Source organism: Saccharothrix hoggarensis (assembly GCF_042678885.1).
Lineage (GTDB): Bacteria > Actinomycetota > Actinomycetes > Mycobacteriales > Pseudonocardiaceae > Actinosynnema > Actinosynnema hoggarensis.
Genome location: NZ_JBHTLK010000169.1, coordinates 1 through 15805 on the forward strand (window position 1 = coordinate 1; position 15805 = coordinate 15805).

General features: G+C 72.2%; 17 protein-coding genes. 15 read left to right on the forward strand and 2 right to left on the reverse strand.

What is annotated here, in order from left to right; genetic code table 11:
• Nucleotides 1-1395: glycoside hydrolase family protein (locus ACFQ3T_RS25935; RefSeq protein ID WP_380726798.1), on the forward strand; the 1395-nt coding region annotated here is incomplete at its 5' end.
• A gap of 71 nt (nt 1396-1466) precedes the next feature.
• Here the strand turns inward: ACFQ3T_RS25935 and ACFQ3T_RS25940 are convergent.
• Nucleotides 1467-1886 carry a B-4DMT family transporter gene (locus tag ACFQ3T_RS25940; RefSeq protein WP_380726800.1) on the reverse strand — a complete coding sequence of 140 codons (420 nt, stop codon included), beginning with the start codon at nt 1884-1886 and terminating at the stop codon, nt 1467-1469.
• Nucleotides 1887-2040: 154 nt separating this feature from the next.
• Between ACFQ3T_RS25940 and ACFQ3T_RS25945 the strand changes: the two genes are divergently transcribed.
• The 3 genes from ACFQ3T_RS25945 (at nt 2041) to nusB (ending at nt 4185) form a co-directional block, all read left to right on the forward strand.
• A complete protein-coding gene (locus tag ACFQ3T_RS25945; RefSeq protein WP_380726802.1) occupies nt 2041-3126 on the forward strand; it encodes a M24 family metallopeptidase in 1086 nt (361 codons plus the stop codon).
• A gap of 74 nt (nt 3127-3200) precedes the next feature.
• Complete coding sequence (efp, locus tag ACFQ3T_RS25950) at nt 3201-3764, forward strand: elongation factor P (protein WP_380726804.1); 564 nt, start codon at nt 3201-3203, stop codon at nt 3762-3764.
• A gap of 1 nt (nt 3765) precedes the next feature.
• Nucleotides 3766-4185: a transcription antitermination factor NusB gene (nusB, locus tag ACFQ3T_RS25955; RefSeq protein ID WP_380726806.1), complete on the forward strand. Its 420-nt coding sequence runs from the start codon at nt 3766-3768 to the stop codon at nt 4183-4185.
• 62 nt (nt 4186-4247) lie between these two features.
• Here the strand turns inward: nusB and bldD are convergent, their stop codons facing one another.
• Nucleotides 4248-4736, reverse strand: a complete 489-nt coding sequence (bldD, locus tag ACFQ3T_RS25960; RefSeq protein ID WP_015103676.1) for a transcriptional regulator BldD — start codon at nt 4734-4736, stop codon at nt 4248-4250.
• Between the two features lie 258 nt (nt 4737-4994).
• Here bldD and pyrR point away from each other — a divergent pair, with 258 nt between their 5' ends.
• The 11 genes from pyrR to coaBC all read left to right on the forward strand — a co-directional run.
• On the forward strand, nt 4995-5567 hold the full coding sequence (pyrR, locus tag ACFQ3T_RS25965) for a bifunctional pyr operon transcriptional regulator/uracil phosphoribosyltransferase PyrR (protein ID WP_141982399.1): 573 nt from the start codon (nt 4995-4997) through the stop codon (nt 5565-5567).
• Complete coding sequence (locus tag ACFQ3T_RS25970; RefSeq protein ID WP_380726808.1) at nt 5564-6496, forward strand: aspartate carbamoyltransferase catalytic subunit; 933 nt, start codon at nt 5564-5566, stop codon at nt 6494-6496. The genes pyrR and ACFQ3T_RS25970 overlap by 4 nt, the downstream gene beginning before the upstream one ends.
• Nucleotides 6493-7776: a dihydroorotase gene (locus tag ACFQ3T_RS25975; RefSeq protein ID WP_380726810.1), complete on the forward strand. Its 1284-nt coding sequence runs from the start codon at nt 6493-6495 to the stop codon at nt 7774-7776. The genes ACFQ3T_RS25970 and ACFQ3T_RS25975 overlap by 4 nt, the downstream gene beginning before the upstream one ends.
• A complete protein-coding gene (locus ACFQ3T_RS25980) occupies nt 7773-8258 on the forward strand; it encodes a PH-like domain-containing protein (protein WP_380726812.1) in 486 nt (161 codons plus the stop codon). The genes ACFQ3T_RS25975 and ACFQ3T_RS25980 overlap by 4 nt, the downstream gene beginning before the upstream one ends.
• Nucleotides 8255-9382 carry a glutamine-hydrolyzing carbamoyl-phosphate synthase small subunit gene (carA, locus tag ACFQ3T_RS25985; protein ID WP_380726814.1) on the forward strand — a complete coding sequence of 376 codons (1128 nt, stop codon included), beginning with the start codon at nt 8255-8257 and terminating at the stop codon, nt 9380-9382. The genes ACFQ3T_RS25980 and carA overlap by 4 nt, the downstream gene beginning before the upstream one ends.
• A 2-nt stretch (nt 9383-9384) precedes the next feature.
• Nucleotides 9385-12684 (forward strand): carbamoyl-phosphate synthase large subunit, encoded by a 3300-nt coding sequence (gene carB, locus ACFQ3T_RS25990; RefSeq protein WP_380726816.1) that lies wholly within the window; start codon nt 9385-9387, stop codon nt 12682-12684.
• Complete coding sequence (pyrF, locus tag ACFQ3T_RS25995; RefSeq protein ID WP_380726818.1) at nt 12681-13499, forward strand: orotidine-5'-phosphate decarboxylase; 819 nt, start codon at nt 12681-12683, stop codon at nt 13497-13499. Before carB ends, pyrF begins: the two co-directional genes overlap by 4 nt.
• Nucleotides 13500-13801: 302 nt before the next feature.
• Complete coding sequence (mihF, locus tag ACFQ3T_RS26000) at nt 13802-14119, forward strand: integration host factor, actinobacterial type (protein ID WP_033427832.1); 318 nt, start codon at nt 13802-13804, stop codon at nt 14117-14119.
• Entirely contained in the window at nt 14116-14715 is a 600-nt protein-coding gene (gmk, locus tag ACFQ3T_RS26005; RefSeq protein WP_380726820.1) for a guanylate kinase, read from the forward strand. The genes mihF and gmk overlap by 4 nt, the downstream gene beginning before the upstream one ends.
• 82 nt (nt 14716-14797) lie before the next feature.
• Nucleotides 14798-15076 (forward strand): DNA-directed RNA polymerase subunit omega, encoded by a 279-nt coding sequence (gene rpoZ, locus ACFQ3T_RS26010; RefSeq protein ID WP_380726822.1) that lies wholly within the window; start codon nt 14798-14800, stop codon nt 15074-15076.
• The coding region (gene coaBC / locus ACFQ3T_RS26015) for a bifunctional phosphopantothenoylcysteine decarboxylase/phosphopantothenate--cysteine ligase CoaBC (protein WP_380726824.1) at nt 15073-15805 on the forward strand (733 nt) is incomplete at its 3' end. The genes rpoZ and coaBC, both read left to right, overlap by 4 nt.

Genomic DNA, 15805 nt, shown 5'->3' on the forward strand with positions numbered 1-15805 from the left:
GGCGCCGGCGAGACCCCCGCGCCGCCGCCGGGCCCGGTGACCCTCGCCACCGACCGCGGCAGGCAGAGCGGCGGCGTCGTCGCCCAGGGCGGCGGGGACGCGCCGTACAACTACGCCCCGAGCCTCATCCTCGAAGACGGCAGGCACCGCATGTGGTGGTGCAGCCAGCTCGGCGCGGCCGCGCCCGGCGGCGACGACGTCCTCTACGCCGAGAGCGCGTCACCCGACGGCCCGTTCACCGCGCCCGGCGGCAGCCCGTCCATCCCGGTGCTGTCCGGCAGCACGGCGGGCTTCGACGCCATCCACACCTGCGACCCGTCTGTGATCAAGGTCGGGCCGACCTACTACATGTACTACACGGGCGCCGAGCGCGACAACCACGCCAACGGCAGCGCCATCGGCGTCGCCACCAGCCCCGACGGCATCTCGTGGACGCGCGCCGGCGCCGCGATCGTCGCCCCGTCGAACGACCAGCCCCGCGACAACGCCTACGGCGCGGGCCAGCAGTCGGCGCTGTGGCTGGACGGCTGGTTCTACCTGATGTTCACCGACACCACCGGCTCCGTGGCCGACTGGAACGGAGCCGGCCAGTTCGTGCTGCGCTCCAAGGACCACCGGTTCGCCACCGGCGTGCAGGCGCTCGGCGTGAACGGGTTCGAGCCGGTCAGCAGCACGCGCGCGCCGCGCACCCGTTCGGTCGCCAACGCGTTCAGCGCCGACTGGATGTACGTCGCCGCGCTGCGGGCGTTCGTCATCGCGCACTCGACCGACCACGGCACCACCCTGACGTTCTGGGACAAGGACTTCACCGCCAACCCGCACCCGCAGGTGCACATCCCCGGTCCGTGGCGCGAGGGCCCCGGCCTGGTCCGCACGCCGCTCGGGCACGCGCCGGTGTCGGCCGAGGACCCGTGCGGCCGGGTCGCGGTGGACGTGGTGCGCGCGACCGTGGAGGGCCCGGCCGCCGCGCCGACCGACCTCGCCCACTTCGGGCTGGACCTGGCGGGCGTGCCGGGCTGCGCGACCGAGGAGTCGACCGGCGTGCTGCACGGGTTCGCCGTGCCGTCGCCCGCGAACACCACGGACCTCGTGCTGGACGGCAAGGTGGTGCGCGTCGAGCGGCGGTCGGTGAGCGACCGGCTCGCGGTGCGGGTGCTGGACCGGCGCCCGGCGGCGGTGGACGCCATGCAGGTGGTCGCCGAGATCCCGGCGGGCGTGGACGCGGTGCGCGGCCCGGACGGGCGGATCGGGCTGGTGCTGGGCGAGGACGAGCTGTGGGTCCTGGGCGACGCGACGACCGCCGCCGAGATCGCCGCGCTGAACTCGTCGACGGTGACCGAGGTGTCGAAGCAGGTCTGGGAGTCGTACGCGAAGACGGGCGACCTGCGCCGCTGACCCGCGCGCCTCCAACCGTCCGCGTGCCGCTGACCCGCCGCCGCTGACCGGCCGCAGCCGGCCCGGAGCTGCTAGCGGGAGCCGTTCGGCTGACTTGCGCCGTCCGGCTGCGGCAGGGCGTTGCCGATGCCCATCCCGACCGCCGCCGTCGCCATGACCAGGAGCGCGGTGAACGCGGCGCCGCCGGTCAGCGCCGGTCCGAGCGCCTCCACCCCGGTCTGGTCGACGAGCGACCGCCCCACCACGCCGGCGATCCCGGCGAGCGGCCCGGCCACCAACCCGGCGCGGAACCACACCATGCCGCGCCCGTCGAGCTGCCGCCACGCGTCCAGCGCGCCCCACAGCAGCCCGATCACGACGACCAGCGCGATCGCGATGTACCGGGTGGACGACGCGGCCTCGGGGCTGTGCACGCTGACCGCCGAGGTGCCGGTCTGCACCCCGCCGTGGAACAACCCCATCCAGAACCCTCGGACCAGCCACGTGCGCATGCGCCCCACCCTAAGCGCGACCGACTACGCGTCCTAGCGCCCGGAGCGTCCCCTCCTCGCCGACTCGCCGACTCGCTCCGTCACGACCAGTCGGCAGGGTTCACCCGATCGAGTGGCACGGTGGAGTGGCCCCATCGGTCCTAGGCTCGGAGGCATGCCGCACTCCACTCGCCGCGCCGCCCTGCGCGCCACGCTCCGGGACCGGGAGCTGGACGCGCTGCTGGTGACGAACCTGCTGAACGTCCGCTACCTGACCGGGTTCACCGGGTCGAACGCGGCGCTGCTCGTGCACGCCGACTCCGACGACGCCTCCGTCTTCTGCACCGACGGCCGGTACCTCACCCAGGCCGCCGCCCAGGTCCCGGACCTGGAACGGGTCATCGACCGGCCGTGCGACGCGGCCCTGGCCGGCCGGGCGGCGAAGGCGGGCACGCGGCGGCTCGGGTACGAGAGCCACCACGTCACCGTGGACGGCCTGGACACCCTCGTGGACGCCGCCGACGGCGTGGAGCTGGCGCGCGCCTCCGGCCTGGTCGAACGGCTGCGGCTGGTCAAGGACGACGCCGAGGTGGAGGCGCTGCGGATGGCGTGCGCGGCGGCCGACCGGGCGCTGGCGGGCCTGGTCGAGCACGGCGGGCTGCGGCCCGGCCGCACCGAGAAGGACATCGCCCGCGAGCTGGAGAGCCGGATGCTCGACCACGGCGCGTCGGGCCCCGCGTTCGAGTCGATCGTGGCGGCCGGCGCGCACTCGGCCGTGCCGCACCACCGGCCCACCGACGCCGCGGTCCGCGACGGCGACCTCGTCAAGCTCGACTTCGGAGCGCTGGTCGACGGCTACCACTCGGACATGACCCGCACCCTCGTCGTCGGCCGGGCCGCGGACTGGCAGCGCGACCTGTACCACCTGGTCGCGACGTCGCAGGCGGCCGGCCGGGCCGCGCTGGAGGTCGGCACGCGCGTGTCGGACGTGGACGCGGCGGCGCGCGGCGTGATCGACGAGGCCGGCTACGGCGACCAGTTCCTGCACGGCCTCGGCCACGGCGTCGGCTTGCAGATCCACGAGGCTCCAGCGCTGTCGAAGGCGGGTGACGGTACACTTCTGCCCGGCATGGCGGTCACCGTCGAGCCCGGTGTGTACCTGGCCGGGAGGGGTGGTGTCCGCATCGAGGACACGCTCGTGGTGCGCGAAGGCGCCCCGGAGCTCCTCACCCTGACCACGAAAGAGCTCGTGGTCGTCTGAAGTTCGAAGCCCGAAGTCGGATCGTCGGCCCGCCGACGTCGTCCTCAACTCACGCAACAGGAGAGCCCACCACCGTGGCCACCACCAACGACCTGAAGAACGGCCTGGTGCTGAACCTCGACGGCCAGCTGTGGACCGTCACCGCGTTCCAGCACGTCAAGCCGGGCAAGGGTGGCGCCTTCGTGCGCACCACGTTGAAGCACGTCCTGTCGGGCAAGGTCGTGGACAAGACCTTCAACGCGGGCACCAAGGTCGAGACGGCCACCGTCGACAAGCGCGGCATGACCTACCTGTACAAGGACGGCGCCGACTTCGTCTTCATGGACGGCGACACGTACGACCAGATCAGCATCCCGGCCGAGACGGTCGGCGACGCGGCGAACTACATGCTGGAGAACCAGGAGACGGTCGTCGCCATGCACGAGGGCGTCGCGCTGTACGTCGAGCTCCCGACCTCGGTCGAGCTCGTGATCCAGCACACCGACCCCGGCCTGCAGGGCGACCGCTCCACCGGCGGCACCAAGCCCGCCACGCTGGAGACCGGCGCGGAGATCCAGGTCCCGCTGTTCGTCACGACCGGCGAGAAGATCAAGGTCGACACCCGCGACGGCCGTTACCTCGGCCGAGTGAACGGCTGAGATGGGCGCACGGAGCAAGGCGCGCAAACGCGCGGTCGACGTCCTCTACGAGGCGGACCTGCGGGGCGTCGACCCGGTCACGCTGCTCGCGGACCGCGTCGGGTCGACGGACGTGCCGCCGGTGAACGACTACACGATCGCCCTCGTGGAAGGCGTCACGGCGCACCGCGCGCGCATCGACGACCTGATCTCCGAGCACGCGGAGGGCTGGACCCTCCAGCGGATGCCGGCGGTGGACCGCGCGGTGCTGCGGGTCGGGCTGTACGAGCTGCTGTGGGCGGCCGACGTGCCCGACGCGGTCGCGATCGACGAGGCGGTGGAGCTGGCCAAGGGCCTGTCCACGGACGACTCGCCGCGGTTCGTCAACGGCGTGCTCGGCCGGATCGCGGTCATCGCGGACCAGCTCCGGGCCGTCCTCTAGCCCCGCACGCCGAAGACCGAGAGGGCCACCCGTCCGAACCGGCGGGTGGCCCTGTCACGTGGTCAGTCCTCCTTGGCCGGACGGGCCTCGGGGGGCAGCACGCCCCAGTCGATGAGCTGCTCGGTCAGCTCGCCGGGGGTCATGTCGTAGATGATCGCCAGCGAGCGCAGGTCCTCGGTCCGGATGGACAGCACCTTGCCGTTGTAGTCGCCGCGCTGGCTCTGGATGGTGGCCGCGTACCGGGCCAGCGGCCCGACCTTCTCCGCGGGCAGCTGTTGCAGCCGCTCCAGGTTGATGACGATCTTGGTGGCGGGCTCCGCCCCGGACGGCACCCGGCCCTCGGGCAGCAGCTCGGCCACCGGGACGCCGTAGAAGTCGGCCAGCTCGGCGAGCTTCTGCACGGTGACGGCGCGGTCGCCGCGCTCGTACGAGCCGACGACCACGGCCTTCCAGCGACCGCCGGACTTCTGCTCGACGCCGTGCAAAGACAAGCCCTGCTGCTGGCGGATCGCGCGGAGCTTTGCCCCCAGCGCCTTGGCGTAGTCGCCCATGTGGCGGTTCTCCGTTCATTCGCCCCGTCAGCCGGTAGGGGACTGCCGCGGGGAGGCTTAGATCAATACGCAGAGTAATGATTGCTCTCCGTGGTCACCAGGTCAAGCTGATCTCGATGGGACAGGTGGGCGAGACCACGTACACCACCCGGAAGATTGACCGCCCGCGCCTGATACGGTCCTGGTCAGCCCGGTCGCAGCCGGGTGTCCGACGTCCTTTAAGGACCCGTCCAGCGAGGCGGGGAAGGAGGTCCAACCGTGGCGCCACGTCAACGTGGCGCGACGGACCCGGCCGGGGAGCGAGAGCTCCTGTCGGCCGGCGACGTCGCGCGCACCGTCGCCCGAATGGCCCATCAGATCATCGAGAAGACCGCTCTTGATGCACCGAGCGCACCCGCGGTAGTCCTGATGGGGATTCCGAGCCGGGGCGCCCCGCTGGCCCGGCGGCTCGCCGTCCGCATCGCCGAGTTCTCCGGGGTCGAGGTGCCGACCGGCACGCTGGACGTCACCCTCTACCGGGACGACCTGCGCCGGGGCCCGACCCGCCCGCTGGAGGCGACGAAGCTGCCCGAGGGCGGCATCGACGACAAGCTCGTGGTCCTGGTGGACGACGTGCTGTTCTCCGGCCGCACGATCCGCGCCGCGCTCGACGCCCTGCGCGACCACGGCCGCCCGCGTGCCGTGCAGCTCGCCGTCCTGGTCGACCGCGGTCACCGCGAGCTGCCGATCCGCGCGGACTACGTGGGCAAGAACGTGCCCACGGCGCGCACCGAGGAGGTCCACGTGCTGCTGGAGGAGTTCGACCAGCGCGACGGGGTGGTGCTGCGGTGAAGCACCTGCTCACCACCGAGGGCATCGACCCGGCGCAGGCGACCGCCATCCTCGACACCGCGGCGAACCTCAAGCAGTCCCTCGAAGGCCGTGAGGTGCGCAAACTCCCCACGTTGCGCGGCCGCACGGTCATCACGATGTTCTACGAGAACTCCACCCGCACCCGCGTGAGCTTCGAGATCGCGGGCAAGTGGATGAGCGCGGACGTGGTGAACGTCTCGTCCTCCGGCTCCAGCGTGAGCAAGGGCGAGTCGCTGCGCGACACCGCGCTGACCCTGGCCGCGGCGGGCGCGGACTGCGTCATCGTGCGGCACCCGGCGTCCGGCGCGGCGCACCGGCTGGCGGGCTGGCTGAAGGAGGCCGGCACGTCGGTCGTCAACGCGGGCGACGGCATGCACGAGCACCCCACCCAGGCCCTGCTGGACGCGGCCACCCTGCGGGAACGCCTCGGCGACCTGCGGGACCGCCGGATCGCGATCGTCGGCGACGTGCTGCACAGCCGGGTCGCCCGGTCGAACGTGCACCTGCTCACCGCCCTGGGCGCGGACGTGACGCTCGTCGCACCGCCGACCCTGCTGCCCACGGGCGTGGCGAACTGGCCGGTCACCGTCTCGCACGAGCTGGACGCCGAGCTGCCCAGCCTCGACGCGGTGATGCTGCTCAGGGTGCAGGCCGAGCGCATGCACGGCGGGTTCTTCCCGTCGGCCCGCGAGTACTCCATCGCCTACGGCCTGAACGAGAACCGGCTGAGGCTCCTGCCGGAGCACGCGGTCGTGCTGCACCCCGGTCCGATGCTGCGCGGCATGGAGATCGCCTCGGCGGTCGCCGACTCGCCGCGCGCCGCCATCACCGACCAGGTGCGCAACGGCGTGCACGTGCGCATGGCCGTCCTCTACCACCTGCTTGCCCACGAGGAGGAAACCGCGTGAAACCCTTGATCCTCAAGGGCGTAAGGCCGTACGGCGAGGGCGAACCGACCGATGTGCTGGTCCGCGACGGCGTGATCGCCGCGATCGGGTCCGTGGACGAAGAAGGCGCGGACGTCGTCGAAGGCGACGGCGCGGTCCTGCTGCCCGGCTTCGTCGACCTGCACACCCACCTGCGCGAACCCGGCCGCGAGGACACCGAGACCATCGCCACCGGCTCGGCCGCCGCCGCGCTGGGCGGCTACACGGCGGTCTTCGCCATGGCCAACACCAACCCGGTCGCCGACAACGAGGTGATCGTCGGGCACGTCGCCCGGCGCGGCCGCGAGGTCGGCCTGGTCGACGTGCACCCGGTCGGCGCGGTCACCGTGGGCCTGGAGGGCGTGAAGCTCGCCGAGCTGGGCACGATGGCCAGGGCCGGCGTGCGGGTGTTCTCCGACGACGGCCACTGCGTGCACGACCCGCTGATCATGCGGCGCGCGCTGGAGTACAGCAAGGCGCTGGACGTGGTCATCGCGCAGCACGCCGAGGAGCCCCGGCTGACCGTCGGCGCGCAGGCGCACGAGGGCGAGCAGGCGTCCCGGCTGGGGCTGCAGGGCTGGCCCGCCGCCGCCGAGGAGTCGATCGTGGCGCGGGACTGCCTGCTGGCGCTGCACGCGGGCGCCCGGCTGCACGTCTGCCACGTCTCCACCACCGGCACCGCGGACGTGCTGCGGTGGGCGAAGGCCCGCGGCACGGAGGTGTCCGCCGAGGTCACGCCGCACCACCTGCTGCTGACCGACGACCGGCTGGAGACCTACGACCCGGTCAACAAGGTCAACCCGCCGCTGCGCACGGCGGCCGACGTCAAGGTGCTGCGCGAGGCGCTGGCCGAGGGCGTCATCGACTGCGTGGCCACCGACCACGCGCCGCACGCCGTGCAGGACAAGGACTGCGAGTGGTCCGCCGCCCGCCCCGGCATGCTCGGCCTGCAGACCGCGCTGTCGATCGTGGTGGAGACCATGGTCCGGACCGGCCTGCTGGACTGGCGGGGCGTGGCGCGGGTGATGAGCGAGCGGCCCGCCGAGATCGCGGGCCTGCCCGACCACGGGCGGCCGATCGAGGTCGGCGAGCCCGCCAACCTCACCCTGGTCGACCCGGACGCCACGTGGGTGGTGCGCGGCGCGGACTTCGCGAGCATCGCGGCCAACACGCCGTTCGAGGGCATGGAGCTGCCCGGCGCCGTGGTCGCGACCCTGCTGCGCGGGCGCGTGACCGCGGTCGGCGGAAGGATCCCGTCATGACCCGCTTGCTGCTGTCCCTGGCCGTGCTGGCGATCTTCCTGCTGTGCCTGTACGGCATGTGGCGCGGCTGGCGGCGCCGCGCCCGCCGCCAGGCCGAGGTGCTGCCCGAGTTCCCGCAGCCGCCCGTCGAGACCGGCGCGACGATGCTGGAGACCACCGGCGTGTACGTCGGCACGACGATCGGCGACGACTGGCAGGACCGCGTCGCGGTCGGCGACGTCGGCCACCGCGCCGAGGCGACGCTGCGGCTGACCGAGAGCGGCGTGCTGGTGGAGCGCACCGGCGCGAGCGCGTTGTGGATCCCCGCCGGGCAGGTGACGGGCGCCCGCACGGCGCGCGGCCTCGCGGGGAAGGTGATGACGGCGGACGGCCTGCTGGTCGTGCGCTGGAGGCTCGGGGAGCAGGTGTTCGACACCGGTTTCCGGGGCGACGACAAGGACGTGTACGAGCAGTGGGTGCGAGCGCTGGGAGGCCCGGCATGAACAACTCGGTCAAGACCAACGCGGCACTGGTCCTGGAAGACGGCCGCGTCTTCCGCGGCGAGTCCTACGGCGCGGTCGGCGCGAGCCTGGGCGAGGTCGTGTTCTCCACCGGCATGACCGGCTATCAGGAGACCCTGACCGACCCGTCGTACCACCGCCAGATCGTGGTGCAGACCGCGCCGCAGATCGGCAACACCGGCTGGAACGACGAGGACGACGAGTCGAGCCGCATCTGGGTCGCCGGCTACGTGGTGCGCGACCCCGCGCGGGTGCCGTCCAACTGGCGGTCCACGCGCAGCCTGGACGAGGCCCTGGTCAGCCAGGGCATCGTCGGCATCTCGGGCATCGACACCCGGATGCTGACCCGCCACCTGCGCGAGCAGGGCGCGATGCGCGCGGGCGTGTTCTCCGGCGACGACCTCGGCAGCGCCGAGGAGATGCTGGAACGCGTCCGCAGCGCGCCCGGCATGAAGGGCGCGGACCTCGCGGGCGACGTGACCACGCCCGAGCCGTACGTGGTCGAGGCCGTCGGCGAGCGCCGGTTCACCGTCGCCGCGCTGGACCTGGGCATCAAGTCCAACACCCCGCGGATGATGGCCGCCCGCGGCATCGAGGTGCACGTCCTGCCGCTGACCTCCACGGTCGACGACCTGGTCGCCCTCAAGCCCGACGGCGTGTTCCTCTCCAACGGCCCCGGCGACCCGGCCACCCAGGCGCACGCGGTCGAGCTGACCCGCGGCGTGCTGGACCGGCGCGTCCCGCTGTTCGGCATCTGCTTCGGCAACCAGATCCTGGGCCGGGCGCTGGGCCGCGACACCTACAAGATGCGCTACGGCCACCGGGGCATCAACATCCCGGTCATCGACGTGGCGACCGGCAAGGTGGCCATCACGTCGCAGAACCACGGCTTCGCGCTGGAGGGCGAGCCGGGGGAGGAGTTCACCTCCGACTTCGGCCGCGTCCTGCTCAGCCACTACTGCCCCAACGACGGCACCGTCGAGGGCGTGCGGGCGCTCGACGTGCCCGCGTTCAGCGTGCAGTACCACCCGGAGGCGGCGGCCGGCCCGCACGACGCCGCCCCCCTGTTCGACGAGTTCGTGACGATGATGAGCGAGGGTCGCTGACCATGCCGAAGAGGACTGATCTCAAGCACGTACTGGTCATCGGCTCCGGCCCGATCGTCATCGGCCAGGCCTGCGAGTTCGACTACTCCGGCACCCAGGCGTGCCGGGTGCTGCGCGAGGAGGGCCTGCGGGTCTCCCTCGTCAACTCCAACCCGGCGACGATCATGACGGACCCGGAGTTCGCCGACGCCACCTACGTCGAGCCGATCACCCCGGAGTTCGTGGAGAAGGTGATCGCGGCCGAGCGGCCGGACGCCATCCTGGCCACGCTGGGCGGCCAGACCGCCCTGAACACCGCCATCGCGCTGCACGAGCGCGGGGTGCTGGAGAAGTACGACGTCGAGCTCATCGGCGCGGACATCGACGCCATCCAGCGCGGCGAGGACCGGCAGATCTTCAAGGACCTGGTCCGCAAGATCGGCGCGGACGTCCCGCGCAGCGCCGTCTGCAAGACCATGGACGACGTCCGCGCGACCGTGGCCGAGCTGGGCCTGCCGGTCGTCATCCGCCCCTCCTTCACCATGGGCGGCCTCGGCTCGGGCATGGCGCACACCCCGGAGGAGCTGGAGCTGCTGGCCGCGTCCGGCCTCGCCGAGTCCCCGGTCACCGAGGTGCTGATCGAGGAGAGCGTGCTCGGCTGGAAGGAGTACGAGCTGGAGCTGATGCGCGACCGCAACGACAACGTGGTCGTCGTCTGCTCCATCGAGAACATCGACCCGATGGGTGTGCACACCGGCGACTCGGTGACCGTGGCCCCGGCGATGACCCTCACCGACCGCGAGTACCAGCACATGCGCGACGTCGGCATCGCGGTCATCCGCGAGGTCGGCGTGGACACCGGCGGCTGCAACATCCAGTTCGCCATCCACCCGGAGAACGGCCGCATGGTCGTCATCGAAATGAACCCGCGGGTGTCCCGCTCCTCCGCGCTGGCGTCGAAAGCGACCGGTTTCCCGATCGCCAAGATCGCCGCGAAACTCGCCATCGGCTACACGCTGGACGAGATCCGCAACGACATCACGGGCGAAACGCCGGCCAGTTTCGAGCCCACCCTCGACTACGTCGTGGTGAAGGTGCCCCGGTTCGCGTTCGAGAAGTTCCCCGGCGCCGACCGCACCCTCACCACCACCATGAAATCGGTGGGCGAGGCCATGTCCATCGGCCGCAGCTTCATCGAGGCGCTCGGCAAGGCGCTGCGCTCCATGGAGACGAAGTCCGCCGGGTTCTGGACCACGCCGGACCCGGACGAGACGCTGGAGTCCACTCTGGACGCCCTGCGCGCCGGGCACGACGGCCGCCTGTACACGGTGGACCGCGCGCTGCGGCTCGGCGCGACCATCGAGCAGGTGCACGAGGCGTCGCACATCGACCCGTGGTTCATCGAGCAGATGGCCTGGCTGGTCGACCTGCGCCGCGAGATCGAGGACGCGCCGGTGCTCGACGAGCGCCTGCTGCGCAAGGCGAAGCGGGCCGGCCTGTCCGACCGGCAGGTCGCCGCGCTGCGCGCCGAGCTGGCCGGCGAGGACGGCGTCCGCACCCTGCGGCACCGCCTCGGCGTGCGGCCGGTCTACAAGACGGTCGACACGTGCGCCGCCGAGTTCGCCGCCCGGACGCCGTACCACTACTCGGCCTACGAGCTGGACCCCGACGCCGAGACCGAGGTGACCGAGCAGCGGGACAAGCCGAAGGTGCTGATCCTCGGCTCGGGCCCGAACCGGATCGGCCAGGGCATCGAGTTCGACTACTCGTGCGTGCACGCGGCCATGGCGCTGCGCGCGGCCGGGTACGAGACCGTGATGGTCAACTGCAACCCGGAGACCGTCTCCACCGACTACGACACGTCCGACCGGCTGTACTTCGAGCCGCTGACGTTCGAGGACGTGCTGGAGGTCTTCCACTCCGAGCAGCGCTCCGGCACGGTCGCGGGCGTGATCGTGCAGCTCGGCGGCCAGACCCCGCTGGGCCTGGCGCAGCGGCTCGCGGACGCGGGCGTCCCGGTCGTCGGCACCCCGCCGCACGCGATCCACCTCGCCGAGGACCGCGGCGCGTTCGGCCAGGTGCTCACCGACGCCGGGCTGCCCGCCCCGAAGTACGGCATGGCGACGTCGTTCGCCCAGGCCAAGGCCATCGCGGACGAGATCGGCTACCCGGTGCTGGTGCGGCCGTCGTACGTGCTCGGCGGGCGCGGCATGGAGATCGTCTACGACGAGGAGACGCTGGGCGGCTACATCCAGCGCGCCACCGAGGTCAGCCCGGAGCACCCGGTGCTGGTCGACCGGTTCCTCGACGACGCCATCGAGATCGACGTGGACGCCCTCTACGACGGCCACGAGGTGTTCATCGGCGGCGTGATGGAGCACATCGAGGAGGCCGGCGTGCACTCCGGCGACTCGGCGTGCGCCCTGCCGCCCATCACCCTGGGCGAGTCCGACATCGAGGCGGTCCGGCGGTCCACGCTGGCCATCGCCGAGGGCATCGGCGTGCGCGGACTGCTCAACGTCCAGTACGCGCTGAAGGACGACGTGCTGTACGTCCTGGAGGCCAACCCGCGCGCCTCGCGCACCGTCCCGTTCGTCTCCAAGGCCACGGCGGTGCCGCTGGCCAAGGCCGCCGCGCGGATCATGCTGGGCGCGACCGTGGCCCAGCTGCGGTCCGAAGGGCTGCTGCCGAAGACCGGCGACGGCGCGAGGCTGCCCGCGCACGCCCCGGTCGCGGTCAAGGAGGCCGTGCTCCCGTTCCACCGGTTCCGCACGCCGGAGGGCAAGGGCGTCGACTCGCTGCTCGGCCCGGAGATGAAGTCGACCGGCGAGGTCATGGGCATCGACGTGTCGTTCGGCATGGCCTACGCCAAGTCCCAGACCGCCTCCTACGGCTCCCTGCCCACGTCGGGCCGGGTGTTCGTGTCGGTGGCCAACCGGGACAAGCGGGCCATGATCTTCCCGGTCAAGCGGCTCGCCGACCTGGGCTTCGAGGTGCTGGCCACCGCCGGCACGGCCGAGGTGCTGCGCCGCAACGGCATCCCGTGCACGATCGTGCGCAAGCACTTCGAGGGCGCCGACAACATCGTGGACGCCATCCTCGCGGGCACCGTCGACATGATCATCAACACGCCGTACGGCAACAACGGGCCGCGCATCGACGGCTACGAGATCCGCACGGCGGCGGTGGCCAAGGACATCCCGTGCGTCACCACGATCCAGGGCGCGGCGGCGGCCGTGCACGGCATCGAGGCGGCCATCCGCGGCGACATCGGCGTGCGGCCCCTCCAGGCGCTCCAGGCGGCGCTGCGGGGTGACGCGTGAGGTTCGGCGCGCGCCTCTCCGAGGCGATCTCCGAGCACGGACCGCTCTGCGTGGGCATCGACCCGCACCCCGGCCTGCTGGCGTCCTGGGGGCTCTCCCAGGACGCCGCGGGGCTGGAGCGGTTCGCGCTGACGTGCGTCGAGGCGTTCGGCGGCCGGGTGGCCGTGGTGAAGCCGCAGGCGGCGTTCTTCGAGGCGCACGGCTCACGGGGCGTCGCGGTGCTGGAACGGGTCATCGCGGACCTCAGGGGCAGCGGCACGCTCGTCCTGGTCGACGCCAAGCGCGGCGACATCGGCTCGACGATGGCCGCGTACGCCGCGGCCTACCTCACCGAGGGCTCGCCGCTCGCCGGCGACGCGGTCACCGTGTCGCCGTACCTCGGGTTCGGGTCGCTCGACCCGGCCCGGGAAGCCGCCGCGGCGAGCGGTCGCGGGATATTCGTGCTCGCCTTGACTTCCAATCCGGAAGGTGCCTCGGTGCAGCGCGCCGTGGGGGCGGACGGCCGTTCCGTCGCGCAGTCCATCGTCGACGAGGCGGCCCGTGCGAACGCGGGCGCGGACCCGTTGGGCGACGTCGGACTGGTGGTCGGCGCGACCCTGGGAGAGCTGGACGTCGACCTCTCTGACCTGCGCGGACCGGTCCTCGCGCCGGGTTTCGGCGCACAGGGCGCAACAGTCGCGGACCTGCGCGCGCTGTTCGGTTCCGACCTGCGCGGAGTGCTCCCGACGTCCTCGCGGGACGTGCTGCGGCACGGTCCGGAGACCGCATCATTGCGGTCCGCGGTCGACGCGGTGCGGCGGTCGCTGGAGATGTGATCACGATCAAATCCCGACACGCTTCGCGTGGTCCGCTCACCTGCGCAAACGCTGCCTGGTACGGTCCTGGCCACCAGCGGGTCCATCCCCCGTCGAGCGCATACCACACAGGCCGTGCGCAAGGCGTTACCGGTGGCGGTGATGGCACTGTTGGTGGGTGTTGGTACTACTACCACCCGCCGCAACCAACTCCAGCGCTGAAAGATTCACCTGACTGGGACCCACGTTGTACCCAGGCAATTGCGCTCGGTACGGTCGCGGCACCGATCCAGAATTGAAATTCCCACACCACGGAGGAAATCGTGGCCCTTCCCCAGCTTACCGAGGAGCAGCGGGCCGCAGCGCTGGAGAAGGCTGCTGCCGCTCGTCGCGCTCGGGCTGAGCTCAAGGAGCGCCTCAAGCGTGGCGGCACGACCCTGACGGACGTGCTGAAGGCCGCCGAGAGCGACGAGGTCCTTGGCAAGATGAAGGTGTCCGCGCTGCTTGAGGCCCTTCCGGGCGTCGGCAAGGTGCGTGCGCAGCAGATCATGGAGCGCCTTGAGATCGCTCCGAGCCGTCGGCTGCGCGGCCTGGGTGAGCGGCAGCGCAAGGCGCTGCTCACCGAGTTCAGCGGCGAGTGAGTGATGGCACCGGGGTGGGGTCGGGCGTTCGCGCCCGGCCCCGCCTCACCGTTCTGTCCGGTCCATCGGGCGTCGGCAAGTCCAGCGTGCTGGCGGAGCTGCGCCGGATGGGTCCGGAGATCCACTTCAGCGTCTCGGTGACCACCAGGAAGCCGAGGCCGGGCGAGGTCGACGGGGTTCACTACCACTTCGTCGACGTCGCCGAGTTCCGCAGGATGGTCGCCGACGGCGAGCTCCTGGAGCACGCCGAGTTCGCGGGCAACTGCTACGGGACGCCCAGGGAGCCGGTCGAGCGGGCCCTGGCGTCCGGCACGCCGTCCCTGCTGGAGATCGAGCTGCAGGGCGCGCGCCAGGTCCGGGTCGCGATGCCGGAGGCCCAGCTGGTCATGCTGGCCCCGCCGTCGTGGGAGGACCTGGTCGGCCGGCTCACCGGCCGGGGCACCGAGGACCCCGCGGTCGTCGCCCGCCGGCTGGAGATCGCCAGGGAGGAACTGGCGGCCGAACCGGAGTTCGACGAGGTCGTCGTGAACGACGACGTGAAGACCGCCGCCGCGAGCTTGCTAAACTTGGTGGTCGGCCCGGTGCCCGACGCGTGACGTCGCGCGTCGCGAGGCACGGGACGGCCGTCGGACCCCGGGGCGCGCAAGCCCCACCCCTGAACCGCAGGAGCGTTGACGAGTGACCACGCACACCGAGCTGGGCCCGCTTGCGGGTGCCCCGGAGGGCATCACCAACCCGCCGATCGACGACCTGCTCGAGCAGGTCAGCTCGAAGTACGCGCTGGTGATCTACGCGGCCAAGCGGGCGCGGCAGATCAACGACTACTACGCCCAGCTCGGCGAGGGCCTGCTGGAGTACGTCGGCCCGCTGGTCGAGCCGGGTCCGCGGGAGAAGCCGCTGTCCATCGCGCTCCGGGAGATCCACGCGGGTCTGCTCGAGCACACCGAGGGCGAGTGACCGAGGGCGTTGACGCCCCCGACCGCCCCAGGGTCGTCCTGGGTGTGGGCGGGGGCATCGCCGCGTACAAGGCCTGCGAGGTGCTGCGCCGGCTCACCGAATCCGGTCACGCCGTGCGCGTCGTGCCGACGGACGGCGCCCTGAAGTTCGTCGGCGCGGCCACGCTCGAGGCGCTGTCCGGGCAGCCCGTGCAGACGGGCGTGTTCGAGGACGTGCCCGCCGTGCCGCACGTGAAGCTGGGGCAGACCGCCGACCTGGTGGTCGTCGCGCCCGCCACGGCGAACCTGATCGCGAAGGCCGCCCACGGCCTGGCCGACGACCTGCTCACCAACACGCTGCTGACCGCGCGCTGCCCGGTCCTGCTCGTGCCGGCGATGCACACCGAGATGTGGGAGCACCCGGCCACGCGGGCCAACGTGGCGCTGCTGCGCTCGCGCGGCGTGGTCGTCGCCGAGCCCGCCAGCGGCAGGCTGACCGGCAAGGACACCGGCAAGGGCAGGCTGCCCGACCCCGCCGAGATCGTCGACCTGGCCCGGCTGCTGCTGACCCGTCCCGACGCGCTGCCCCGCGACCTCGAAGGCCTGCACGTCGCCGTCTCGGCCGGCGGGACGCGCGAAGCGCTGGACCCGGTCCGCTTCCTGGGCAACCGCTCGTCCGGCCGGCAGGGCTACGCGCTCGCCCGGGTCGCCGCCCAGCGCGGCGCGCGGGTGACGCTGGTCGCCGCGCACA